Consider the following 23,471-nt stretch of genomic DNA (forward strand, 5'->3'; position numbering starts at 1 on the left):
TGGTCAAGCAACGATCTTATCGGCAGATACGCTGCTGTCTTGTCCACTGGCTGAAGCTGTCGGGTCAACACCGACCAGCTTGCTTACATCGTCCAGGCGTTTGGCTTGCTCCTGCGAAAGCTTGATCGAGACCGCGCCGATATTGGCTTGCAACTGCGCCAGCGACCGTGGACCAATCATCGGTATCGCACCATGAATACCGGCCCAGGCAATGGCCACACGGTCGGGGCTTGTCTCGAGTTCCCCGGCGATTTCGAGCACGGTATCGAGAATGCGTGTGCGCTGTTCGCTGTTCTCGGCCTGGAAGACGCGCCCTCCCATTTTTTCTGCACGGCCGATTTCGCCGTTTCGATATTTGCCTGTTAGGACACCACCACCTAGCGGAGACCACGTCACAATACCAAGGCCAAGTGCCTTGGCGGCCGGAAACAGATCAGCTTCGGGCTCGCGATGCACGAGGCTGTGCTCAAACTGCGCTGCGGCAATTGGGACGGCGCGGGTGAGTTCAGCGATGGTCACGGCGCGCGCAATCCGCCAGGCCGGAAAATTCGACAGACCTGCGTAAAGAATTTTGCCCGCGCGCGCGAGGTCGTCAAGCCCACGAACAATCTCTTCCGAGGGGGTCAAGCCATCAGGGTGGTGAACCCAAAAAATATCGATCCGCTCGGTTTTTAACCGCTTGAGGCTTCCTTCCAGTGATGCGACCATGGCTTTACGGCTATTCCCAGTCATGAGACGGTCCGCATTCGGGGTCGCTCCACTGGTGTATTTGGTCGCCAGCACGAAATTTTCACGACGATCGTGCAACAGTTCTCCGATGATCTCCTCAGATTGCCCGAACTGATAGATGTCAGCGGTATCGATGAAATTGCCACCCGCTTCGGCATAGGCATTGAAGATGGCAGTGCATTCTTCCGCTGTGGCGCCATGTCCCCAGCCTGTGCCGAAGTTAGCAGTGCCAAGCGCGATTTGTGATACGCGCAAGCCGGTGTTTCCAAATGGGCTATAGTTCATGATATTTCCTTTTCTAGCGGCCGGTCAGGCCATTTTCGGTTTTTGGATGAGATTTGTTTTTTGAATGGCGAACACTGCGATGGCAGCGATCAGGCAAATCAAACCCGCAATATAGAAAGCGGGAAGATAGGTGGCGTAAAGACTGCGGGTTAGCCCCGCACCCCAGGCGGCAAGAGCTGCGCCGATCTGGTGGCCGAAGAAGATCCAGCCGAAAACGATGGTAGCGTCAGGCCCGAATTTCTCCGCTGCCAGTTTGACAGTAGGTGGAACGGTGGCCAGCCAATCAAGGCCATAAAAGACCGTGAAGATGGTGAGCTCATAGAACCCGAAATCGGTGTAAGGCAGATAGAGAAGCGAGAGGCCGCGCAGGGCGTAGTACCAGAACAGCAGCCAGCGGCTGTCGAATCGGTCTGATAGCCATCCAGAGCCAATGGTGCCGATGAAATTGAAAGCCCCGATGGCTGCAAGCATGCCGGCGGCCATGACAGGTGCAATACCGAAATCACCGCAGATGGCGACCAGATGGGTCTGCACAAGGCCGGTTGTTGTCGCCCCGCAGATGAAGAAGGTACCGAACAAGATCCAGAATGTGCCGGACTTGGCAGCGACACGAAGGACGCGAAGGGGTGCGACAAGCGTTTTTGCGAGCGATGGTGCCAGTGTTTCCGGCGCGGGCGCTTCCGTCGCCCCGTAGGGCAGGAGGCCGATATCGGCAGGCCTGTCGCGCATCAGCAAGAGAACGACGACGGCGCTGAGCCCGAGCAATGCCAGCAGCAGACTGAGCGCGATACGCCAGCCCCATGCTTCGGAGAGTGTGGCAAAGGCCGGGAGAAATATGACCTGTCCCGTGGCCACGCTGGCGCTGAGCAGGCCGATGACCAGACCGCGCTTGGCAACAAACCAGCGGGTGGCGACAGTCGCGCCCAGGACCATTGCGGTGAAGCCTGTTCCCAGCCCCACAACGACGCCCCAAAGAAGGAACAGCTCGGTCAGGGTTGTCATCGTGAAGGAACCGACAACGCCAGCGGCAATCAATGCAAGCGCGAAAATGGAAACGCGCTTCACCCCGAAACGGGTAATAAAAGCCGCGGCGAAGGGACCGACAGCACCGAAAAGAAGAAAGCGAATGGCAAATGCCGCAGAAATATCGGCGACGTCCCAGCCGAATTCCTTCTGTAACGGGCCGATCAGGACACCCGGTGCGCCAACGGCACTGGCGCCAACCATCATGGTGAGAAAGGTCACCGCAACGATCACCCAGCCATAATGAATGCCGCGCTTTGACAAGGCGTGTGCTATTGGCGGTGTATCGGAAGCAGCGGGAGTTGGGCCTGTCATGAAGCTTCCTTATGCGGGTATATGCATCATTTTGCTTAAATAATCAGATCGAACGAAGAATATCCTGAAGCGCAGTCATCTTGATCGCGCCAAGCCGTTTTTCCATCGCAGCCTGGCAATCGTCCCAGACAGGCCCGGCAGTCTCCAGCATGTCCGTCCCCGCTCTAGTTAGCATGATGAGCGCTTCGCGCTGATCGACGCCGCTGCGGCGGGTTTCAACAAGCCCCATGCGCTCAATGACTTTTACGTTTCTGCCGATCGTGGAGCGGTCGAGATATGCCTCTCGAGCAAGTTCACTAAGGCTGATCGGCTGCAAGCGTTCGATGCGCCGCAACATGGAAAATTGCGCGACATTGATGCCGACCGGCAAGAGCGCCTCGTCATAGAATGAGGAAACCTTCCTGGTCGCCTCGCGCAGCATCGTTGAATAACAGTGGGCCATTATGCGTGCATATACCCTTAAATTGTCCCCGTCAACGCCTCTTGGACAGGTGCCTTTAAGCCCGTCCAGGGCCGAGCTATCTGGCGGCGCTGTATGTTTCTTTCGTGAGCGGCATCGCTCGCATCGCGACCGGTTGAGGTAGACAAGCCGGTCGCTGGTTCGAGGTGGTTACATCGGGGGCACGACGCCATTGGTGCCGACCACGACGCGGCCGCTTGACATCGATCCGTCAGCAGCCTTTTCCGATGGTACGAAGACGGTCGCGCCCGCCTTTATGTCGGCGACGACGGCAGGTGCGAATGTGACGATGGGTGTGCCTTGCGGAATGGTGATCTTTTTCTCTTTCCCCTGATAGGTTAATGTAACGGTGTGGCCATCAATCGATTTGACCGAATCTGCGACCGTCGCGTTGGTCATGGAGCTATTTGGCTTCAGATCCCAGGCATAGCTTCCTTCCCCCGTACCCTTCATGGATGCTGGAAAAATCAGGACTTCCAACGCGCCGTCGCCACCGTCTGCCTTAGGCAACGATGCTATGCCCACAAAATCGCCAGGCTTGATATCATCAATAGACGCCTTGGCGACGCTCGAAATCTTGAAATCATCCTTGAGCGTGATTGTGGCATCGCTGCCCTCTCGGGTCTTGACGGACAGGGTTTTGCCCTCGAGGCTTTCAACGGTGCCTCGGACACGGACCTGATCGGCAGCATAAGTGGCAGAGCCCACGGACATGGCGAGCAACATGCCTGCGATGACCGATGTGCGGGTTCCGACGACGACTTTGGAAACGGACAGCATATCTTCTTCCTTTCAGAGCCCTATCGATTCAAACCACCGGCAGATGCGGGTTGGAAATCTGCCGGTGTCATGTCCTCATAAGGGAAACCATCCCTGTGTCTGGTCGTAAAGATCACCAGCCCGCGGTTGTTCCGCATGCAGTTTGGAAAAGCGATCTCAACTCCCTGCCTCCAAGCCGAGCGCCGGACCGCTTCTCGGTGATGATCTTTAGTCGGCGCTAGCGGACTGAACTTCTCGTTTCGACAATGGAGGCAAGAAGGGCTGCGCCGACTGGAATAATATCATCATCAAAAATGTAGGAGGGATTATGGAGCGGAGCGGTGTTTTCCTGGCCAATGAAAAAATAAGCGCCCGGTACGATCTTCAGCATATCCGCGAAGTCTTCGCTTGCCATGAAAGGTGGGCAATTCGCCTCAACCTGTTTTTGCCCAAGAAGCGAACTCGCTATGTCAACCACCGACTGCGTTTGAACAGGATGATTGTAAAGTACGGAAAAGACATCGCGAATATCGACGTCGATCTCCACGCCGTAGAGCTCCTCGCAGCCTTTCGAAACCTGACGCATCTTTTTGCGCACTAGCACGCGCGTCGCCTCATCCAGAGCGCGGATTGTTCCACCCAACTCCACCAGGTCTGGAATGACGTTATAGGCTGATCCCGCAGATATCTTCGTCACCGAAATGACGGCCGACGATATCGGAGAGATGTTTCGCGAGACAATTGTCTGGAAGGACTGAATCAGTGTGTTCATGACAATGACGGGGTCAACAGTCGTATCCGGGAGCGCTGCGTGACCTCCTTTGCCCCGGATGCGAATATCGAAGAAGTCTGCTCCAGCCATCGCGGCGCCGTTGGAGATTGCAACCGTTCCCTTGGGATGATGGGGTGCGTTGTGAAGCGCGTAGATTTCATCACATGGAAACCGCTCGAAAAGCCCGTCGGAGATCATCGCCCGCGAACCGCCTAGCCCCTCTTCGGCAGGCTGGAAAACAAACATCGCGGTCCCGGCGAAGTTTTTCGTTTCAGCAAGGTAACGGGCAGCACCGAGAAGCATTGTCATGTGTCCGTCGTGCCCGCAGCCATGGAACCGGTTCTCAATTCGAGATCGGTATGGCAGATTGGTCAACTCCTGCATCGGCAAAGCATCCATATCTGACCGCAGGGCAATCGTCGGGCCATCACCATTCCTTAGCAAGCCAACAAGGCCCGTCTTACCGATGCCGCGATGCACTTCGATGCCAATGGCCTGCAAATGCGTTGCCACAACGTCCGACGTTCGCTTCTCTTCAAATCCGATTTCCGGGTTCGCGTGAAGATCATGGCGAATGGAGACGAGATCGGGAAGAAATCCTGTGATGTGGTTTACGATTGACATGGGGCAGGGATCCTAAGCTTGTTCGCGCCGCAGATGACAGGCGACATCGGTGCCATTGCTCGTAGGCTCGAGTTGAGGCCGATCTGTCCAGCAACGCTCGATCTTGATGGGGCAGCGTGTAACGAAGGGGCACCCTGACGGTGCTGCAAGCGGACTTGGAATTTCGCCCGACAAAACGATCTTCTTACGTGCTCTTTGCGCCACGGGGTCAGCCAGCGGAATGGCCGATAGCAGCGCCTCGGTATAGGGATGGCGCGGTGAACCGTATACGTCATCTGTCCTTCCCCGCTCGACGATGGTGCCAAGATACATGACCACGACATCGTCGGCGATGTGACGAACTACGGACAGATCATGTGAAATGAACAGGTAGCTCAAGTTGAGCTCCCGTTGAAGCTTCATCAGAATATTCAGGACCTGTGAACGGATCGACACATCCAGAGCCGAAACGGGCTCGTCACACACGATCAGTTTGGGCGACAGAGCGAGTGCACGCGCAATCACCACGCGTTGCCTTTGACCCCCCGATATTTCGTTGGGGAAACGGCTGGCCTGCGTGGCTGAGAGACCGACCATCTCCATAAGCTCAGCCACTCGTTTCGCGCGATCAGCGCGTGACCAGCGACGGATCCTCAACGGTTCACCAATGCTGTCTGCGATCGTCATTTTCGGGTTAAGGGCCGCACTCGGATCCTGGAAAATAATCTGCATCTCGTTTGAGATAAGGTCATGTCGCGCCTTGGGCTGCATGGAAGCCAAAGGCTTGCCATCAAAATGGATTTCGCCGCTGGTGACGGATGCAAGGCCCAGAATTCCGTACCCGGTCGTGGACTTGCCGCAGCCGCTCTCGCCAACAAGAGCAAGCGTCTTGCCGCGTTCGATGTCCATCGAGACGCCATCCACGGCCTTGAGGACAGCGCGTCCGCCGGATGCTGCCGGTTGGCTGACATTGAAATGTATCTTCAGGTCTTTCACGGAGAGAAGGGGTGAGGTCATGCCAGTTCAACCGTTCTTTCGGCGTGCCAACATTCACGCAGGTGAGTAAACTCGCCGATAGAACTGCCATTCGGCGCGGGCTCGGTGGCGGGCTGTGTTTCGCAAATCGCGTCGCTCAATGGGCACCGATTGCGAAAACGACAGCCGATAGGCCAGTTGCCCACATCGGGAACGGTGCCTTTTATGGTGTTGAGTTCTGTCTTGCGTTCACCCGAAAGCTTGGGGATCGTCGTCAACAGCAGTTTTGTGTAGGGATGCGCTGGCGCTGTAAAAACGTCATCGACCAACCCGGTCTCCACGATCCTTCCCGCATACATGACAGCGACCCGATCGGCCATTTCGGCGACGACGCCCATGTCGTGTGTAATCAACAGGATGGACATGCCGGTCTCCTGTCGGAGGTTTTTCATGAGGTCGAGGATCGACGCCTGGATGGTCACATCAAGCGCCGTCGTCGGCTCGTCGGCAATGAGAAGTTTTGGCTTTGAGATCAGCGCCGCCGCAATCGAGACGCGCTGACACATACCACCTGACAGTTCGAATGCGTACTGGCTGTAGCGTCGCTCAGGGTCTGAGATGCCAACGCGTCGCATGATCTCGATGGCGGTCGTTTTGGCCTCGGCCTTGCCCGTTCCCCGGTTGAGAATGAGAGCCTCGGCAATCTGGTCACCGACATGCATCAGTGGATTGAGCGCGGCAATCGGCTCCTGAAAGATGACGGACATATTGGCGCTGCGAAAGGCTCGCCGCTCGCTTGGACTTAAGTTGCCCACATCCTTGTCGGCAATCCGCAAATTTCCCTGCATCTTGGCCGCGTCTGGTAAAAGCCCCAGAATGGATAGCGCCGTCATGCTCTTGCCACAGCCGCTTTCGCCAACGATGGCCAGTATCTCGCCCTGCTGTATTGAAAGGTCGATCCCATCGACAATCGCCGCACCATCGATGCTAACGCGCAAACCTTCCACATTCAACAGCGGCGCCGATTGTCCAACCATCATGTGGTCTCCTTGCCGGTCTCGCCCTCAGCCGCCACATGGGCCCAAGGGCTGTAGGGGTGCGCCTGGCCGACATGCATGCCGTCGCTTCTGATCATCACGGCCGACGGGATCGCGAAATTGACCGGGTAGAGTGCGTTGTCGACAATCTCCACCGGGTAGTGTTCGGATACGGCAGCGGCGATGTCGTCGGCATCGCGCTGGTCGATCTTGATTGTCGGCGTGCTGCTGTCGATGCGGGGGCGATGAAATGCCTCTTCAAGCGTCAACCCGTAATCGACAACGTAGGACACAAGCTGCGTCAGCGCCGGGAAAATCTGTCGACCACCCGCGGCACCGATGGCCATGAATGGCTGTCCATCCTTGCGCAGCACGAGCGGGCACATATTGGCAAGCGGCTTCACACCTGCGGCGATGGAGTTCGGGTGGCCCGGACGCGGATCGAACCACATCATGCCGTTGTTCATCAAAAACCCGGTTTCCGGCAGGGCGACCTTCGATCCGAACCGCGACAGAAGCGTGTTTGTCAGCGAGACCATGTTCCCTTCCGCATCGACCACGCTGATATGGCTCGTGCAATCGCCATCCGGTGTCGCCGCTTGTCCCATTGTGATCAGCCGTTTCCGATAGGACGTGCGTGCGGCTGTGGCATAGGCAACGGCGGACGCCGCATTCGGCATCTCGTTAACCACAAGAGAACTTGCAAGCAATTCCATAGCCTCGATGAAGCTGGGTCCGCCGCTCAATCCTGGTATCACGTTGATTTCGAACCCTCGATAATCCATCGTCTTCGGTTCGACCCAACGCGGCTGATAGGAGGCCAAATCTTCCATATCTATGGGCGATCCACCCGCGTTCAGGTCACGCACAAGACTTGCAGCGATATCGCCGTCATAAAAGTCACGCGCCCCCGCTTCTGCCAGCCTTCGCAGAACCTTGACCTTGGCATTCATGGGGCGGTGAACATCTCCGGCGCGATCCGATGTCCGGGGTGGCTTCCCGTTTTCCAGGAAAATATCAGATGTCGTCGGGAATCTCGACAGAGTTGCCCATTCGGTCGCGATACAGAAACAGGCAAACCAGTCCATCAGCAGACCGCGCTCGGCATGCTCGATAGCCGGGGCCAGCGCCTCCGCCCAGCTTAATGTTCCAAAGCGCTTGAGTGCTTCGGAGAAGCCTGCAATTGTTCCTGGGACGCAAATGGACCGATAACCAATGAGATTGGCGTCGTCTTTCACACCAGGCCAATTGAACCAGTCGCCACCCTGATCGCCAATGATCGGATAGTTTCCTGGATCCAGTTTGCGCGATGACTTCACGCCGAAATCCAGACCTTGGACATCACCCGTCTTGACATCGGCATAAAGCAGAAACCCACCTCCGCCAATGCCTGAAAGCCAAGGCTCCACAACACTCAGTACAAGGCCTGTGACGATTGCAGCGTCCATGGCGTTGCCGCCTCTTGCCAGAACATCTGCTCCCGCTTCTGCTGCAAAGCGGTTCTGGGCCGAGACGATGCCCGCGCGATTTTCGACGGAAGGCTTTTGTATTGTCCAGGTCTGCATCAGGTCATTCCATATTTGTGCGGGTTTTGAACCCCGCCGGTATTTCGGCATCGACACGATATTTGTCGTGATTGGGCGAGTTCTTATGGTGGCTGGCTATGTCTCCGACAGTGGCAACCCAGACATCTTTTTCCCGGGTTACGAGGTCGAGTAGCTTTTCGAGGAGATGGATTCGGTGCGCCCTGCCGGAAATCCAGTCATGGACTGTCAGCATCAGCATGCCGCCATAACGGTGCAGGTTTTGCCACTCGTCACGCCATATCTCGAAGACGGCCTGAGGCGATGCAGGCGACCAGTTGTCGGCTCCCCCGCCTAGAAATTTGAAATAGATGGCGTCGTCGATCGCCCACTGCACCGGAACCTCAACGACATCTCCGATGACGTATGGATGATCAAAGCCCGACAGGGACGTATCGTACAGCCCGTGGCGCTGGATTTCAGCCAGCATATGAGGCGTCAATTCCCATGCAGGCGAGCGGAAACCGGCCGGTTTTATCCCAGTCTGGCGATGAAAAATCTCGAGTGATGTTTCGAGCGCCTGGGAAAACTCGTCGTCGCTCGTCTGCGAGACGATTTCATGAAAGTAGCCATGCAGACCGATTTCGTGGCCGCGTTCGACGAATGCTGGCAACAGCTCAGGATAGTACTCGGCCACTGAACCCGGCACGAAAAAACTGCCTTTGATGTCGTATCGCTCCAGCAGGTCGAGAATGCGCCAGATACCAACACGTGGGCCGTAGCGCCGTTGCTCCAGTTGACCCAGATACCGCGGCGACGCGTCGTCCCGATTTTGCCACAGCCATGGAGAATCGGCATCGACATCGACAGAGAACGAGAACGCGCTTTTCTTGCCGTCGGGCCACTGATAATCGGGCCATGGGCCAGAGTTCTGCAAAAGAGGTGTCAAAGTGCACTCCTCTTCTCCTGAAAGACCGTCATGACCCCCGCGGAGTTGCCGCCGTCTACAGTCAGAGTAGCACCGGTGACGTAGGCTGCCTTGTCGCCCGCGAGGTAAAACAGCGCGTCTGTCACATCCTTGGCCGATGATGCCCTGCCCAGAGGGATGGTGTTGGTAACAGTATTCACATGGTCGTCGGTTAGTTTGCTGACAGCGCTGCCCGCCGCAAAGCCGGGTTCCAGGGCATTCACGCGAATTCCATATTCTGCCAATTCCAGAGAGAACCCCTTGGTCAAACGGTCAAGCGCTGTTTTCGACACGCAATACGGCACGACGGTACGGCGCATCTTGCGGGCCGCACCTGAGGAGATGTTGACGATATTGCCACGCACCTCTTCCTTGATCATCAATCGAGCCATGCCACGCGTGATCGCGAAGGGAGCGCGCAGATTGATGTCGAAAATCTGATCCCATTCCGCGACATCGATATCCAGAAGGAAGCCGCTTGGGTAGATACCGGCGTTGTTCACGACAACATCCGGAGCACCCCAGTTTTTTCCAACAGCGTCCACAAGTCCCTGGATAGACTGCGCATCTGTGAGATCGCAGGTGTGAACGAACGACTGTTCCGACAGCGTCAGCCGTGTAGCAAGTGCATCGAGTTCTGCTGTCCGGGCATCGGTGAGACACAGATGCGCACCCGCTGAATGGAGCGCCTCGACAATCCATTGACCGATGACGCCGCACGCACCTGTCACAACGACGCGTTTACCGGAAAAATCGCTACTCATAGAACTACCTCATTTTGGGGTCGAAGCGATCACGAAGCTGGTCGCCGAGCATGTTGACGGAAAGGACGAGGAGAAACAGGCAGATGCCGGGGAACGTGGCGATCCACCAGGCGGTGGCCACATAATTGCGCCCCACGCTCAGCATGGCCCCCCAACTGGCGGTGGGTGGCTGGACACCCAGACCAAGGAAAGACAGCCCCGCTTCGAACAGCACCATCAAACCAAACTCCAGCGTAGCGACGACGATCAAAGCGCCCATGATGTTTGGCAAAACGTGCCGCAGAAGGACGTGCAGCGTACCGGCGCCCATGAAGCGCGATAACCGAACATAAGGCATATTGGCGACGGACAACGTCTGGCCATAGGCAACACGGGCGTAGCGTGGCCAGCGTGTCAGCGCCAGAACGATTACGACATTGACGAGGCCGGGACCGAGGATCGCGACGGTGATGATGGCCAGCAGGATAGCCGGGATGGAAAGGAAGATGTCGGTCAGGCGCATGATGACTGTTTCGACCACGCCACGGGCGTAACCCGCGATCATTCCAAGCGCAGTGCCGACGATGCCGGAGAGAATGACAGACGAGAACGCAACAAAGAGCGATACGCGTGCGCCATATATCAGGCGGCTCAACAGATCGCGGCCAAGCTCGTCGCTGCCCAGTGCGTAAAAGACGTTGCGTGCGGTTGTGCCCGGGACTTTCAGGCGCCCCAGAAGATTTTGCGTGTTGGGATCATAGGGCGCTATGAGGGGTGCGAAAATGGCAGCCAGCACGAAGAGCGCCATGATGATGATGAAGGGCAGCGCCTTGAGATTGCGACGCAAACGTCTGGGGTTTGTGCGCGGAGATGCCGCCGATACTGCGCTGCTCATCGCTTGATCTCCAGTCTGATGCGCGGATCGACAACGCTGTAGAGAACGTCTGCAAGGATGTTCAACGCGATGGTCACGAAAGCCCCCATGATGACGACGCCCTGCACGACCAAAAAATCTCGGGAAATGATCGACTGCACCGTGAGTTGTCCAAGACCCGGCCATGCAAAGACGGTTTCCACGATCACGGCACCTGCGAGAAGATTGGAGATTTCGAGGGCGGCGACGGTGATGACGGGTATGGATGCGTTTCTCAGAAGATGTTTGACCACCAGCCGCCCCATCGGCACGCCGCGGGCGCGTGCTGTCCTGACATAGTCCTTGGAAAGCTCATCGATCAGGGCCGTGCGCGTGACACGGGCAAACGTCGCCATGCTGATCAGCCCCAAGGCAATGGACGGCAAGATCAGGTGTTCGAAACCGCCTGCCGATGACGGCGGAAGCCAGCCGAGTTTTACGGCAAAAAACATGATGAGCAGAATACCGCTCCAGAATGTCGGGAGGCTTTGCGCCGCCAGCACGACGCCGGCCAGAAACACGCTGACGGGATTTCGGTGAAACAGCGCCAGAAAGATTCCGACTGGAATACCGATGCCACAGGCCACGAAGAGTGCACCACCGGCGAGCATCAATGTGTAAGGCAATCTCGACGTGATGATATCGACAACAGGCACGTTCTGAATGATCGACCGCCCGAAATCGAACTGCATCAGATCCAGAAGAAAGGAAGCGTATTGAACGAGAAGCGGCCGGTCGAAGCCGAGGGAACGCCGCATCGCTTCGATATCCTGGAGCGATGCCGTTTCGGGTACCAGTAGAAAGGTCGGGTCACCCGTCAGACGCTGAAGAAAGAAAATCAGCGTCGTGACACCGAAAACCACGACCAAAGCCTCGCCGAGCCGTTTGATGAGAAAATGTTTCATGATGCTGCCAACATCAGTCAGTCCACGTCATGCGGTTGAGGAACATGCTTTCATTCGGCGTCGGCTTCCATTGCAGCTTGTTCGAAGCACCGTAGATGATCGCTGCCTGATAAAGCGGGATCAGGTAATTCTTGTCCGTGTTGATCTGCTGCACGGTTTTGTAAAGCTCCAGCCGCTTGGCCTCATCGAGCGTCTGGCGCGCGGCGACCAGCGCGTCATCAATCGATTCGTCGCCTGCGGTGGCCCAGCCACTGGTGGAGTTGAGAGTGGGGAAGAGAATGCCATCGGCATCCTGACAGGCACAGGACCACCGGCTGAAAGCCATTGCCGGGACGGTCGCAGGCCCGCCCTGCATCTGCTTCAACCAGCTTGCCATGTCTGTCATCTGGATCTGCGCATTAAGCCCCACATCGGTGAGCATCTGCTGCAATGCCTGCACGACACGCTGGTCATAGACCGGTGACGTCAAAAGCGGGATTGGCTGGGTTGCCGCAGCACCGGCGGCGGCAATGAGTTCCTTGGCCTTTTCCGGGTCGTAAGGGGTGGAGGTCACACCTTCGACCCAGCCGAAATGCGCAGGGCTCATGAACTGATCGACTGGCCTATCATAGCCACCGAGGATACCTTGGGTGATGCCCTCCTTGTCGATCGCATAGGCAACCGCCTTGCGAAGGTCGGGATTGTCCATCGGGGCCTTCTGCGCATTGAAAGCAAAGTAGGCGACCCGTTCGGTCAGTACAGATAGCGCCTTGCCACTGGTCGAGCCTTCAAGCTGGGCGGCCAGATCGGAATCGAGCGTGACGACGAGATCGGCAGCGCCGGCCTGAATATTGGCAAGGCGCGTCGCCGCGTCCGGGACAGCACGGAATGTGACCTCCTTGAACGGTCCCTTGTTACCCCAGTAATCCGGATTGGCCTCGACAACGACTGCAACGCCGCGATCCCAGCGCTTGAATTTATAAGGCCCGCTGCCAACTGGATTGAGATTGAAAGCGTCCTTGCCGACTTTTTCGACCGTCTCCTTCGGCAGCACCGAAAGTTTTACCAACTGCGCCAGCAGGGCCGGATACGCACCGTCTGTCGTCAGCGTGACCTTAGACGGGCCCGTCACCTCTGCATTCACGATCTTGTTGAACTGGCTCAGCTGTGGGCTTGCAAAAGCTGGATCGATGATCCGCTTCACGCTGAAGACCACATCTTCCGGGGTCAGCTTCTGGCCATTGTGAAAGGTCACATCGTCACGAATGGTGAACTCGATTTTCGTATCGGACAGATACGTCCACTCGGTTGCCAGCTGCGGAACGATCTTGCCGTTATCGTCGCGTGTGACGATATTGTCGAAGATGTTTCGGTAGACGAAATAGCTGTCTGGGTTCCATTGCAAGTGCGGATCAAGCGACGAGGGTTCGTTCACCAGGTTGACCGTAAACATATCTTTTGCCATCGCAAACTGCAGGGTGGTCGTCGAAAGCAACCAACCTGCGGCCACGGCAAGCAATCCGTTCCTCATGCTCTTCATGTTCGTTCCCTTTATACTCGAAGCTTTCTGCTTCTTTGAGCTGGCGCCAGATACGCTCTGGCAAGCGTTCGATACGGTGCCTCAATCGCTCCATGTCATGCGGTTCAGAAACAGGCTTTCATTCGGCGTCGGCGTCCACACGAGATGTTTGGAGGCACCATAGATTGCGGCCACCTGATAGAGCGGGATAACAGGGATATCGCTTCCTACCGTTTCATGCACCTTCCGGTAGTTTTCCAGACGCTTGCCTTCATCCAGGGTCGATCGCGCATCAGCCAGTTGCTTGTCCACAACGGGGTTGCGATAGGTCGACCAGCTGTTTTTGGAATCCAGCAAGGGGAATAGAACGCCGTCTACATCCTGACACGCGCATGACCAGCGACCGTAGCCCAGCAAGGACGCAGTTTCCGGCCCCCCCTGAGAGCGCTTCAAATAGGTCGCCATATCCGTCATCTCGATTTCGACGTTGAAGCCGACATCAGACAGCATCTGCTGTATGGCCTGGACCACACGTTGATCGAAGACTGGTGCTGTTGCAAAATTGATTTTCGCCTTCGCAGACTCTCCAGCCTCGGAGACGATTTTCTTGGCCTGATCAGGATCGAATGCCGGACCTTTGATGCCGTCTACCCAACCGAAATGAACCGGTGTTGCCAGCTCGTCGACTGCCTTATCATGACCGCCGAGAATACCTTCGATCAGGCCTTCCTTATCAATGGCATGTGCAACGGCCTCTCTCAGTTTTACATTGTCAAAGGGAGGTTTCTGCGTATTGAGGCGCAGGTAAGCAACACGTTCCGTCAAGGCCGACAGCGTCGTTGCAGACGCAGAGCCTTCGAGCTGTGCCGCCAGATCCCCATCGAGCGTGACGCCGAGGTCCGATGTTCCAGCCTGAAGATTGGCCAATCTGGTGGAGGCGTCGGGCACAGCCCTGAAAGTTGCCTTTTCAAATTTTCCTTTTTCACCCCAATAGGCGTCATTGCGCGCAAGGGTGACGGAGACGCCACGCTGCCACGCTTCGAACTTGTAGGGCCCGCTGCCTATCGGCTGAAGATTGAACGCATCTTTGCCCACACGCTCGACAATGGCCTTCGGAACGACGGACAGCTTGACAAGCTGGGCAAGCAATGCCGGATACGGGCCGTCCGTGGTCAACGTAACGGTATCCTGGCCGGTCACTTTCGCGTCCAGGATTTTGTTGAACTGACCAAGCTGCGGACTACCGAATTTCGTGTCGGTGATACGCTTGACGCTGAAGGCCACATCGTCGGCAGTCAGCTTGGAACCATCGTGAAATACGATATCATTGCGTATCTTGAACTCGATTTCCGTATCGGAAAGATATTTCCACTCCGTGGCAACCTGCGGGATGATCTTGCCAGCATCGTCACGTGTGACCAGATTGTCGAAAATATTTCTATAGACGTAATAACTGTCCGGATTCCATTGCACGTGTGGGTCCAGCGACGAAGGCTCGTTGACCAGATCGATCGTCAGGCTGTCTTTTGCCAGCGCAGGTGTCACCAATGGCGCTGTCAGAAGAAAGGCGCCAAAGACTGAAACCAGTAGTTTTTTACCCAAAGAATTGGTCATTGCTCAGTACCCTTATCTTTAGAAGTCAATGGAGCTGCATGCCGTCGTGGCGCCGTAACGTGATCGATAGAAAGCTCGCCGCCCATCGTAGCGACGCCTGTGACATCGGTCAGTGAAGATGCAAATGTGCGAGACCGCAGCATGCGGCCGACAATGTATTCCCGGAACCGTGAAACCTCTTGCAAGAGGAGGCTGCGTGCGGCGGGCTCGTCGCCGCTTTCCAGAAGATCGACCAACTGCGTGCGCGAAGATGGAGCGTAAACCGGCTGCCCGGCCTCAAAATATGAGAGCAGTCTGGCGGAATGATCAAGGGCGCCATTTACCCACTGCGCTATGATTTCGCCGCGCCTCTTTGACAGCAAATTGAGAAATGAACGATCAAGGGCTCTCGAAGCGACAACGGCCTCGGCCTCTGTGCGGCCGGCCAACGCATCAAGCTGAGACGAAATTATCCTGAGATGTCTCAAATCCTGCTGCGTGACGAGACCTGTCGCAAGTTGCGGTTCTACAACACATCGCGCTTCCAGAACATCGCCAATCGCCGCGCCGGTAATCGGCGCAACTTGCCAGCCATTTCTTGGGATCGGAGAGATGAACCCCTCCACCTCCAGTTTTGCAAAGGCATGGCGCACTGCGGCCCTGCCCAAGCCGAACCGGTCAGACACATCAGCCTCTGACAAGGACTCTGAAGGGCAGAGTTCACAGTCAATCAAGGCGCGCCTGAGGCGCTTGAGAGCAAAGGCATTCTTGCCCTCAGGTTGCAGGATCGAATGGGTGAGTGGCGAGGACTGATCTAGCATATGATCACGATATATTCGTTCTGAGATTTCACAAGGTAAAAATTGACATTTCACAAAAGTAAATTGGAATTTTTATCTCGCTTTTCAAAACTGCGGGATGCCGGTGGGGCGCGCGGGCTATGCCTGAACGAACAGAGCGTACCTCTGTTCGGGTATGGTTGTGATGTGCTCATCAACACGATAGGCGAGGGGATGCTGAGAGATGGCCTGATCTCACTGGCAGATGGCGCTCGTCCGGTCGTTGTCTGGATGATCGGCGGCTTCAACGCGCCTTGGCGCTGCCGCGCTGGATCAGCGTCCCCGCAAACAATCGGTCGAGATCTGTTCGGTCCGGGTTTGCCAGGACTTTTACGAGGTATTCAACCATCTCGGTCAGCGGCTGTCGATAGGTTGTCAAGCTGTAGTTGGGGTTGTCCGCCTGGGGCACGTCGTCGAACCCGGTAATGGCAATATCTTCCGGTATGCGCAAACCAAGCTTGTGACGAATGACATCGATGGCGCCGATCGCAAGAGCATCATTCTCGCAGACCAGAATGTCCGGGCGCGACGTTGGCTCACGTCCAGACAGGGCGACCTCGACAACGCGGGAAGCGAGCGCCGGATCATAAGCCGTGACCTCGATTGTTTCTGGCTGGTAGCCAAAGTGCTGGCCCCAATAGTCCATGAAAGTCTCTTTGCGAAGGAGATGCGCCGACGACGTGCTTGGTCCGGCGACAAACATCGGTCTGCGATAGCCCTGTTCCCTGACGTAATCAGCAATCTTTTTCATGGCGTCAACATCATCGACTGCGATCGAGATCGTGTTGGGATTGCGTGACGTACGGGCAAAAATGATAAGTTTGCGAAACCGGCGTGCGTGTAGGGCGGTCTCCAGCACCTCATCATCGAACTGCAATCCGATCAGAATGACGGCGTCGACACGACGTTGGCTGGCGTTGAGGAGGGCTCGGCTGGCATCTTCACGGTTCAGCGTGTTGATGAGCAGAATATCAAAACCCTCTCGCCGAAGGATGCGGGTCAGACGCTCCATCATCACAAGCTTGTGGGGATTTGCAAAATCATCGATCAGAAGCGCGACCAAATTGGAGCGATCTGAAGAAAGGCTCGCAGCGCGCAAGTCAGGAACGTATCCAAGGCGCGTTGCCGCAGCATGGACCTTTTCGAGGCTCTTCGCCGAAATGGAGGCATCCTTACGGAATGCCCGATTGACGGTCCAACGCGAAACGCCCGCTTCCTCGGCGACATCGTCAGCAGTGATGTTGGCAAATGGCGTCGTCCCGTCGTCAGTCATGTCAACTCCGCGATCTTCGTCGATCGATTCACAAATGCTTATAAGCATTTTCAATTTTACCTGAAACAAATTCTGCACCCGTGAGCAAAATTGGCTTGCTCACGGGTGCAAAAACTGTACTGTCTGGATCCAAGGGGCAGGGGAGTGCCTCTTAGGGGAGAAATAAACATGCTCAAAGTCGGGTTGCTGGGTGCTGGTCGCATCGGCCGCGTCCACGCTGTTAATATCGCTGGTCATGCCAGGAGTCAGCTTGCCGCAGTGTCGGATGTCAACGAAGAAGTGGCCAGACAACTGGCGGCGGCACACAATTCCACATACGCTCATTTGGACGATATACTCAACGACGACTCGATCGATGCGGTACTGATAGCGACGTCAACCGACACGCACTCGGATCTGATCGAACAGGCAACTGCTGCCGGCAAGGCCGTGCTGTGCGAAAAGCCGGTCGATCTCTCGCTCAAGCGCGCTCAAGCCTGCCTGGACGTCGTCTCGAAGATAGGCGTGCCGGTCATGATCGGTTTTAATCGAAGGTTTGATCCCAATTTTGCGGCAATCAAGGCGTCCGTTGTTGCCGGCGAAGTGGGTAAACCGGAACTGCTGTCAATCACGTCGTTCGACCCGGCCCCGCCTCCGGTGTCCTATATCAAAGTGTCGGGTGGCCTGTTTCGCGACATGATGATCCACGACTTCGACATGGCGAACTTCCTGATGGGGGAGACGCCTAAAGCCGTTCATGCTGTCGGCACATCAATTGTAGACCCCGAGATTGGCAAGGCTGGTGACGTCGATACGGCCGTGGTGACCCTGAGCTATGCCGATGGCCGCATTGCCGTGATCAAAAACAGCCGACGCGCCGTCTATGGTTATGACCAGCGTGTGGAGCTGTTGGGCTCCGATGGGCTTTTGTCAGCCGGAAACGTGCTTGAAAATACGGTCTCGAAGGCAACGAAGCAGGGTGTCACCAGCGCCAAGCCGGAGTTCTTTTTTCTTGAACGCTACATGCGCGCCTATGCAGCAGAATGGGATGCCTTTGTCTCTGCTATACTTGATGGTGCGACTGTGCCGGTGACGCTGCGAGACGGTGTTGCAGCTCTTGCGCTGGCGGAGGCGGCAACCCAGTCGGCTCGGTCCGGCCAGCCAGTCGCGGTTTCCTTTTAAAGATGAGCGGTGCCGCTTCAAGGCGGCACAGAGGATATTGCTGCGACACCTCGAATGTGTCCAGCCATTCGGTGCCGGCCCCGTGCGACCGGAAAGACGGAGCGTCGTGGGAGTGACGCTGTGTAACTCAATTGGGAGGATGTTATGAAGAAATTGCTTGCAGCTGCTGCTACCGCTGCCCTTATCGCTGCCGCCACTCCGGTGCTTGCGACCGATATCATCGTCGTTGCGCACGGCCAGGCCAACGACCCATTCTGGTCTGTCGTCAAGAACGGTGCCGAAAAGGCCGGCAAGGATACCGGCGTCAACGTCGATTTCCGCTCGCCCGAAACCTTCGACATGGTCGCAATGGGACAGTTGATCGACGCGGCCGTCAATCAGGATCCCGATGGTATTGTCGTGTCGATCCCGGATGCGGATGCGCTTGGCCCGTCGATCAAGCGTGCTGTTGACGCGGGTATCCCGGTTATCTCCATGAATTCCGGCTCGGACGTTGCGCGCAAACTTGGTGCAAAACTGCATGTCGGCCAGTCCGAGTTCGATGCGGGTAAGGTTGCCGGTCAAAAACTCGCTGAACTCGGCGGCAAAAAAGCCATCTGCGTCAATCAGGAGGTCGGCAACGTCTCGCTTGACCTGCGTTGCGCCGGTTTCAAGGAGGGATTTGGCAAGGACGTCAGCGTTCTCCCAACCAATAACGACCCGACTGAAGTGGAGTCCAAGGTCCGCGCGGCGCTCGATTCCGACAAGGACGTCAACGTTGTACTCGGGCTCAATGCCTCTCTCGTCGGCGAACCGACTGTCAAGGCAGCCCAGGCGCTTGGCCGTGATGACGTGCTGATCGCGACCTTCGATCTGTCTGCCGGCTTTCTCAAGGATGTCGCTGACGGCAAGGCCGCATTTGCGATCGATCAGCAGCAATACCTGCAAGGCTATCTGCCGGTCGCCTTCCTTGCTCTCAACGCGCAATACGGCCTGATTCCCGGCGGAGATGTGCCATCCGGCCCTAACCTTGTGACCAAAGACACGGCTGCCAAGGTCATCGACCTGTCGGCCAAGGGTATTCGCTAATCACATCGTTACCGGGCCGCACTCGTCTTTGCGGTCCGGACACCGATCAGGAGACAAACCAATGTCGATAGACTCAGCCGTACCTGTGGACGAGCGGATCAAGTCGGAATCCGTTGCCACGAAACTGATGAAACGGCCGGAATTAGGCGCAATAGGCGGAGTGATTCTCGTCACACTTTTCTTCATGATCACTGCCGACCGTACCATGTTCACCCTTTCAGGCGTCATGAATTTCATGACCCCGGCAGCCCAGCTCGGAATTCTTGGCATTGCTGCGGCCCTGCTCATGATTGGCGGTGAATTTGACCTGTCGATCGGCTCGATGGTGGCGTTTGCCGGTATGATGTTTGGCGTTTTCGTCGTGAATGTCGGCATGCCATTGATTATCGCGATACCTTTGACCCTGGGGCTTGCTGCGGCTCTCGGAGCCGCCAACGGCATGATCGTCCTGCGCACAGGCTTGCCGTCCTTTATCGTCACGCTAGCCGGACTGTTTGTTCTCAGGGGGGCGTCCTTGGTCGGCCTCAAGATTTTTACAGGAGGCTCCACGCAGTTGCGTGGTATCCGCGAGGCCGTTGAAGGCGACTTCCTCGCACCGCTGTTTTCCGGTGACGCCTTCGGCTTCGTCATGCGATGGCTGGCTGAAGCGGGTATCGTTGACAGTTTCAAGTCGGGTGTGCCGAAAGTGCCTGGCATCCCTGTCGAGATCATCTGGTTCATCGCTTTTGCGCTGATCTCGACCTACATCCTTTTGCGGACCCCGGTTGGAAACTGGATCTTTGCGACTGGTGGCGACTCCGTCGCGGCGCAGAACTCAGGTGTACCCGTACGCCGCGTCAGGGTATCGCTCTTCATGCTCACGGCAGTCGCTGCGGCGCTCGTGGCTATTATCACGGTCATTGATGCCGGCTCCACGGATGCGCGTCGCGGCTTCATGAAAGAATTCGAGGCGATTATCGCAGCCGTTATTGGTGGATGCCTTCTCACGGGAGGGTATGGTTCCGCGATCGGGGCCTTCTTCGGCGCGATTATCTTCGGGATGGTTACGATCGGATTGACATATACCCGCTTCGACCAGGATTGGTTCCAGGTGTTCCTCGGCGCAATGCTGCTCTTGGCCGTCATCTTCAACAACGTCATTCGTCGACGTGTGACAGGGGAACGCTGAGCATGTCTGTGCCGATCATCCATATGGAGAATATCAAGAAGCACTATGGCAACGTGATTGCGCTGAACGGCGTAACCTTCGACTTGCGAGCAGGCGAATGCCATTGCCTGCTAGGAGACAATGGTGCGGGAAAGTCGACCTTCATCAAGACGATGTCGGGCGTGCACAAGCCGACGGAAGGCTCTATCACTTTTGAGGGCAAGCCACTGTCGTTCAGCAGCCCGCGCGACGCGATGGAAGCTGGCATAGCGACCGTGTTTCAGGATCTTGCGATGATCCCGCTCATGTCGGTGACCCGCAACTTCTTCATGGGGCGCGAGCCGACCAAGGGCCGGGGCTTGTTCAAGCGCTTCGATATCGAGCGCGCAAATGAAGTCACAATGGCCGAAATGCGCAAGATGGGCATCAACTTGCGTGGTCCGGATCAGGCCGTCGGGACACTTTCGGGCGGTGAACGACAAACGGTTGCGATTGCCCGCGCCGTTTACTTCGGCGCAAAGGTGCTGATCCTCGACGAGCCGACCTCGGCGCTCGGGGTTCGACAGACCTCCAATGTGCTTGCCACCATCAAACGCGTACGGGAACAGGGTATCGGTGTGGTGTTCATCTCGCACAATGTCCGCCATGCCATGGCAGTCGGCGATCGGTTTACCGTTCTCAACCGTGGCCAAACACTTGGCACCGCCACGCGCGGGGAAATCACGGCGTCGCAACTGCAGGACATGATGGCTGGAGGGCAGGAAATGGCGACGCTCGAGGGCTCGCTTGGCGGAACGATCTGAGGTTTTAACATGGCAACATCATCCATCCTTCCTGACCGACCGCTCGGCATCGCGCTGATTGGCACTGGCTTCATGGGAAAGTGCCATGCCATGGCCTGGCGAAATGTCGCTGCCGTCTTCGGCGGCGCCCATCATCGTCTGGAAATTCTCAGCGATGCCACGCCAGAAAGCGCTGAAAGCTATGCCCGCCAGTTCGGCTTTTCCCGGTCTACGGCACGCTGGCAGGAAGCGGTGGCCGATCCCAACGTCGATGTCATCTCGATTACGGCTCCAAATGGCATGCACCGTCCGATGGCGGAAGCTGCTCTGGAGGCCGGCAAGCACGTCTGGCTCGAAAAGCCGATGGCACTGACGCTCAAAGATGCCGAGGCGATGGCTGCGACGGCCGCCAGATATCCGGGTCAGGCAACGATGCTCGGCTACAACTATCTGAGAAGCCCAGCCTTTCAGGCCGCACGACACCTGATCGGAGATGGCGCTATAGGCCGACCCCTCGCATTCCGCGGGGTCTATGACGAGGATTACTCCGCCGACCCACTCCTCCCGTGGTCTTGGCGGATGACTCACGAAGGTGGTGGCCTCGGCGCACTTGGCGACCTTGGCTGCCACCTCGTGAGTCACATGCTGGCACTGATGGGGCCGGTGGCCGATGTGGTCGCCCAGACGCAGGTCGCCATTCCAACGCGTCCATCTCCCGACGGGCCGAAGCCCGTTGAGAACGAGGACAGCGCAATGGCGCTCTTGCGGTTCACATCGGGCGCTCAGGGCTCATTTGCCACGTCGCGGGTGGCACGTGGGCGCAAATGCCGACTTCAATGGGAGGTGCACGGACAGGACGGCACGATCGTTTTCGATCAGGAAAACATGAACGAGCTTTGGGTGCACAAGACGGGAGAGGCAGGGTTTGTTCGTCACCTCTCCGGACCGGATCAGCCGGATTTCGCCGCCTTCTGTCCTGCTCCTGGTCATAATTTCGGTTTCAATGAACAAAAAGTCATAGAAGCACGCGACCTTCTTGCCGCCATTGCCGGAGCCCCAAATGTCGGCCCTGATTTCGCCCATGCGCTCGAGATAGAAAAAATCATCCATGCCATGGCCATATCGAATGGGGCCGTCATCCGCTTGTAGCGGTATGGAAGCAGTCTTCAAAAGGAGAGACGAATGGAGCAACCGTTTTCGCTTGCCGCCTGCGCTGAAATGCTTTGGCGTGACAAACCGATTGAGTGGCGCTGCGCGCGCCTCAACGAGCTTGGTTTTATGGTGGGTCTATGGAACTGGCCAAATCATGATCTGGTGGCTCTGGAAAGATCAGGTGCGACCTTCTCCATCATGAACGGCTATCTCACAGGGAGACTGGCGGACGACGAAGGCGCGGCGGAATTACTACGCTCCGCCCGCGAGACGGCCCAAATCGGTAAGCGTCTGGGGGTGGAACGCCTCAATCTGCATGGCACAGGTCTTGGCGAAGGCGGGCTTCCGATCCGCGCAAGCGAAGTCATGACAGGACGAATGTGGCTCAAGGCGCGTGATACACTTGCGCGCATCGCAGATCTGGCCGAAAGGGAAGATGTCGTTTTTACTCTGGAGAACCTTAATCTTCCGGTTGACCACCCTGGTACCCCATTCGGTCGTGCGGAAGATACACTTGCGCTGGTGGAAAGCGTCAACCATCCACGTTTGAAGCTCAATCTCGATCTCTACCACGTGCAGATCGGGGAGGGGAATTTGATAGAGACATGTAAAGCTTGCTTGCCCTGGATCGGAGAAATACAGGTTGCCGATGTGCCTGGACGATATGAACCAGGGACAGGTGAAATCCATTATCCCGGCATCGCCAAGGCATTGTTCGATATGGGCTACCGTGGTCCCGTTGGAATGGAGGCCTATGCAAAAGATCAGCCGGAACATGCTCTTGAGGCATTTCGGCGCGCATTTACGGTGGACATGAGCGGTGACGAATAGGCTTCTTCTGACCCAAGGTAAGGAGCGCTTTTGGCTCGCGTGGATCGCGCCGAGATGAAAAACAACCGCTCGAATTGACCATGCGATCAACAGTTTGCGGGATAAAAGTAGCGACCAA

Annotated in this window: 22 protein-coding genes; 6 read left to right on the forward strand and 16 right to left on the reverse strand. The window is 56.7% G+C overall.

Annotation, left to right across the window (positions count from 1 at the left end; translation table 11 throughout):
* Positions 1 to 3 precede the first annotated feature (3 nt).
* The 16 genes from EKM04_RS20830 to EKM04_RS20905 all read right to left on the reverse strand — a co-directional run bounded on the left by EKM04_RS20830 (position 4) and on the right by EKM04_RS20905 (position 17,212).
* A complete protein-coding gene (locus EKM04_RS20830) occupies positions 4 to 1,014 on the reverse strand; it encodes an aldo/keto reductase (RefSeq protein WP_183893211.1) in 1,011 nt (336 codons plus the stop codon).
* Positions 1,015 to 1,038: 24 nt separating this feature from the next.
* Positions 1,039 to 2,352: an MFS transporter gene (locus EKM04_RS20835; RefSeq protein WP_234910834.1), complete on the reverse strand. Its 1,314-nt coding sequence runs from the start codon at positions 2,350 to 2,352 to the stop codon at positions 1,039 to 1,041.
* 43 nt (positions 2,353 to 2,395) lie between these two features.
* Positions 2,396 to 2,794 carry a MarR family winged helix-turn-helix transcriptional regulator gene (locus tag EKM04_RS20840; RefSeq protein WP_183893213.1) on the reverse strand — a complete coding sequence of 133 codons (399 nt, stop codon included), beginning with the start codon at positions 2,792 to 2,794 and terminating at the stop codon, positions 2,396 to 2,398.
* 168 nt (positions 2,795 to 2,962) lie between these two features.
* Positions 2,963 to 3,592: a hypothetical protein gene (locus EKM04_RS20845; RefSeq protein ID WP_183893215.1), complete on the reverse strand. Its 630-nt coding sequence runs from the start codon at positions 3,590 to 3,592 to the stop codon at positions 2,963 to 2,965.
* 217 nt (positions 3,593 to 3,809) lie between these two features.
* The gene (locus EKM04_RS20850; RefSeq protein ID WP_183893217.1) at positions 3,810 to 4,967 is read right to left on the reverse strand and encodes a M20 aminoacylase family protein; all 1,158 of its coding nucleotides are present in this window, start codon (positions 4,965 to 4,967) and stop codon (positions 3,810 to 3,812) included.
* A gap of 12 nt (positions 4,968 to 4,979) precedes the next feature.
* Positions 4,980 to 5,963 (reverse strand): ABC transporter ATP-binding protein, encoded by a 984-nt coding sequence (locus EKM04_RS20855; protein ID WP_174155224.1) that lies wholly within the window; start codon positions 5,961 to 5,963, stop codon positions 4,980 to 4,982.
* Positions 5,960 to 6,961 carry an ABC transporter ATP-binding protein gene (locus EKM04_RS20860; RefSeq protein WP_183893219.1) on the reverse strand — a complete coding sequence of 334 codons (1,002 nt, stop codon included), beginning with the start codon at positions 6,959 to 6,961 and terminating at the stop codon, positions 5,960 to 5,962. Before EKM04_RS20860 ends, EKM04_RS20855 begins: the two co-directional genes overlap by 4 nt.
* Positions 6,958 to 8,523 carry a gamma-glutamyltransferase family protein gene (locus EKM04_RS20865; protein WP_183893221.1) on the reverse strand — a complete coding sequence of 522 codons (1,566 nt, stop codon included), beginning with the start codon at positions 8,521 to 8,523 and terminating at the stop codon, positions 6,958 to 6,960. The genes EKM04_RS20860 and EKM04_RS20865 overlap by 4 nt, the downstream gene beginning before the upstream one ends.
* Before the next feature lie 4 nt (positions 8,524 to 8,527).
* On the reverse strand, positions 8,528 to 9,430 hold the full coding sequence (locus EKM04_RS20870; protein WP_183893223.1) for a polysaccharide deacetylase family protein: 903 nt from the start codon (positions 9,428 to 9,430) through the stop codon (positions 8,528 to 8,530).
* Positions 9,427 to 10,212 carry an SDR family NAD(P)-dependent oxidoreductase gene (locus tag EKM04_RS20875; RefSeq protein ID WP_183893225.1) on the reverse strand — a complete coding sequence of 262 codons (786 nt, stop codon included), beginning with the start codon at positions 10,210 to 10,212 and terminating at the stop codon, positions 9,427 to 9,429. Before EKM04_RS20875 ends, EKM04_RS20870 begins: the two co-directional genes overlap by 4 nt.
* A gap of 4 nt (positions 10,213 to 10,216) precedes the next feature.
* Positions 10,217 to 11,086, reverse strand: a complete 870-nt coding sequence (locus EKM04_RS20880) for an ABC transporter permease (RefSeq protein ID WP_183893227.1) — start codon at positions 11,084 to 11,086, stop codon at positions 10,217 to 10,219.
* On the reverse strand, positions 11,083 to 12,009 hold the full coding sequence (locus EKM04_RS20885) for an ABC transporter permease (RefSeq protein WP_183893229.1): 927 nt from the start codon (positions 12,007 to 12,009) through the stop codon (positions 11,083 to 11,085). The genes EKM04_RS20880 and EKM04_RS20885 overlap by 4 nt, the downstream gene beginning before the upstream one ends.
* Positions 12,010 to 12,022: 13 nt before the next feature.
* Positions 12,023 to 13,528, reverse strand: a complete 1,506-nt coding sequence (locus EKM04_RS20890; protein ID WP_183893231.1) for an ABC transporter substrate-binding protein — start codon at positions 13,526 to 13,528, stop codon at positions 12,023 to 12,025.
* Between the two features lie 81 nt (positions 13,529 to 13,609).
* Positions 13,610 to 15,121 (reverse strand): ABC transporter substrate-binding protein, encoded by a 1,512-nt coding sequence (locus tag EKM04_RS20895; protein ID WP_183893233.1) that lies wholly within the window; start codon positions 15,119 to 15,121, stop codon positions 13,610 to 13,612.
* Positions 15,118 to 15,921 carry a GntR family transcriptional regulator gene (locus EKM04_RS20900; protein ID WP_183893235.1) on the reverse strand — a complete coding sequence of 268 codons (804 nt, stop codon included), beginning with the start codon at positions 15,919 to 15,921 and terminating at the stop codon, positions 15,118 to 15,120. Before EKM04_RS20900 ends, EKM04_RS20895 begins: the two co-directional genes overlap by 4 nt.
* Before the next feature lie 262 nt (positions 15,922 to 16,183).
* A complete protein-coding gene (locus tag EKM04_RS20905) occupies positions 16,184 to 17,212 on the reverse strand; it encodes a LacI family DNA-binding transcriptional regulator (protein ID WP_183893237.1) in 1,029 nt (342 codons plus the stop codon).
* Between the two features lie 168 nt (positions 17,213 to 17,380).
* Between EKM04_RS20905 and iolG the strand changes: the two genes are divergently transcribed.
* From iolG to EKM04_RS20935, 6 genes are all read left to right on the forward strand, one after another.
* Positions 17,381 to 18,373: an inositol 2-dehydrogenase gene (gene iolG, locus EKM04_RS20910; RefSeq protein ID WP_183893239.1), complete on the forward strand. Its 993-nt coding sequence runs from the start codon at positions 17,381 to 17,383 to the stop codon at positions 18,371 to 18,373.
* A 144-nt stretch (positions 18,374 to 18,517) separates the two neighbouring features.
* Positions 18,518 to 19,441, forward strand: a complete 924-nt coding sequence (locus tag EKM04_RS20915; protein WP_174155202.1) for a sugar ABC transporter substrate-binding protein — start codon at positions 18,518 to 18,520, stop codon at positions 19,439 to 19,441.
* A gap of 61 nt (positions 19,442 to 19,502) precedes the next feature.
* Entirely contained in the window at positions 19,503 to 20,609 is a 1,107-nt protein-coding gene (locus tag EKM04_RS20920; RefSeq protein ID WP_183893241.1) for an ABC transporter permease, read from the forward strand.
* Positions 20,610 to 20,611: 2 nt separating this feature from the next.
* Entirely contained in the window at positions 20,612 to 21,391 is a 780-nt protein-coding gene (locus EKM04_RS20925) for an ATP-binding cassette domain-containing protein (RefSeq protein ID WP_183893243.1), read from the forward strand.
* Positions 21,392 to 21,400: 9 nt separating this feature from the next.
* Positions 21,401 to 22,519 (forward strand): Gfo/Idh/MocA family protein, encoded by a 1,119-nt coding sequence (locus EKM04_RS20930; protein ID WP_183893245.1) that lies wholly within the window; start codon positions 21,401 to 21,403, stop codon positions 22,517 to 22,519.
* A 33-nt stretch (positions 22,520 to 22,552) separates the two neighbouring features.
* Positions 22,553 to 23,353: a TIM barrel protein gene (locus EKM04_RS20935; protein ID WP_183893247.1), complete on the forward strand. Its 801-nt coding sequence runs from the start codon at positions 22,553 to 22,555 to the stop codon at positions 23,351 to 23,353.
* The last annotated feature ends 118 nt before the right edge of the window (positions 23,354 to 23,471 follow it).

This window comes from Rhizobium skierniewicense Ch11 (genome assembly GCF_023757665.1).
Classification (GTDB): Bacteria; Pseudomonadota; Alphaproteobacteria; order Rhizobiales; family Rhizobiaceae; genus Agrobacterium; species Agrobacterium skierniewicense.

What these genes read in the sequence shown, in the direction of transcription:
- EKM04_RS20830 (WP_183893211.1), bottom strand. Translation starts at nt 1,014, where the DNA reads ATGAACTATAGCCCATTTGGAAACACCGGCTTGCGCGTATCACAAATC.
- EKM04_RS20835 (WP_234910834.1), bottom strand. Translation starts at nt 2,352, where the DNA reads ATGACAGGCCCAACTCCCGCTGCTTCCGATACACCGCCAATAGCACAC.
- EKM04_RS20840 (WP_183893213.1), bottom strand. Translation starts at nt 2,794, where the DNA reads ATGGCCCACTGTTATTCAACGATGCTGCGCGAGGCGACCAGGAAGGTT.
- EKM04_RS20845 (WP_183893215.1), bottom strand. Translation starts at nt 3,592, where the DNA reads ATGCTGTCCGTTTCCAAAGTCGTCGTCGGAACCCGCACATCGGTCATC.
- EKM04_RS20850 (WP_183893217.1), bottom strand. Translation starts at nt 4,967, where the DNA reads ATGTCAATCGTAAACCACATCACAGGATTTCTTCCCGATCTCGTCTCC.
- EKM04_RS20855 (WP_174155224.1), bottom strand. Translation starts at nt 5,963, where the DNA reads ATGACCTCACCCCTTCTCTCCGTGAAAGACCTGAAGATACATTTCAAT.
- EKM04_RS20860 (WP_183893219.1), bottom strand. Translation starts at nt 6,961, where the DNA reads ATGATGGTTGGACAATCGGCGCCGCTGTTGAATGTGGAAGGTTTGCGC.
- EKM04_RS20865 (WP_183893221.1), bottom strand. Translation starts at nt 8,523, where the DNA reads ATGCAGACCTGGACAATACAAAAGCCTTCCGTCGAAAATCGCGCGGGC.
- EKM04_RS20875 (WP_183893225.1), bottom strand. Translation starts at nt 10,212, where the DNA reads ATGAGTAGCGATTTTTCCGGTAAACGCGTCGTTGTGACAGGTGCGTGC.
- EKM04_RS20880 (WP_183893227.1), bottom strand. Translation starts at nt 11,086, where the DNA reads ATGAGCAGCGCAGTATCGGCGGCATCTCCGCGCACAAACCCCAGACGT.
- EKM04_RS20885 (WP_183893229.1), bottom strand. Translation starts at nt 12,009, where the DNA reads ATGAAACATTTTCTCATCAAACGGCTCGGCGAGGCTTTGGTCGTGGTT.
- EKM04_RS20890 (WP_183893231.1), bottom strand. Translation starts at nt 13,528, where the DNA reads ATGAAGAGCATGAGGAACGGATTGCTTGCCGTGGCCGCAGGTTGGTTG.
- EKM04_RS20895 (WP_183893233.1), bottom strand. Translation starts at nt 15,121, where the DNA reads ATGACCAATTCTTTGGGTAAAAAACTACTGGTTTCAGTCTTTGGCGCC.
- EKM04_RS20900 (WP_183893235.1), bottom strand. Translation starts at nt 15,921, where the DNA reads ATGCTAGATCAGTCCTCGCCACTCACCCATTCGATCCTGCAACCTGAG.
- EKM04_RS20905 (WP_183893237.1), bottom strand. Translation starts at nt 17,212, where the DNA reads ATGACTGACGACGGGACGACGCCATTTGCCAACATCACTGCTGACGAT.
- iolG (WP_183893239.1), top strand. Translation starts at nt 17,381, where the DNA reads ATGCTCAAAGTCGGGTTGCTGGGTGCTGGTCGCATCGGCCGCGTCCAC.
- EKM04_RS20915 (WP_174155202.1), top strand. Translation starts at nt 18,518, where the DNA reads ATGAAGAAATTGCTTGCAGCTGCTGCTACCGCTGCCCTTATCGCTGCC.
- EKM04_RS20920 (WP_183893241.1), top strand. Translation starts at nt 19,503, where the DNA reads ATGTCGATAGACTCAGCCGTACCTGTGGACGAGCGGATCAAGTCGGAA.
- EKM04_RS20925 (WP_183893243.1), top strand. Translation starts at nt 20,612, where the DNA reads ATGTCTGTGCCGATCATCCATATGGAGAATATCAAGAAGCACTATGGC.
- EKM04_RS20930 (WP_183893245.1), top strand. Translation starts at nt 21,401, where the DNA reads ATGGCAACATCATCCATCCTTCCTGACCGACCGCTCGGCATCGCGCTG.
- EKM04_RS20935 (WP_183893247.1), top strand. Translation starts at nt 22,553, where the DNA reads ATGGAGCAACCGTTTTCGCTTGCCGCCTGCGCTGAAATGCTTTGGCGT.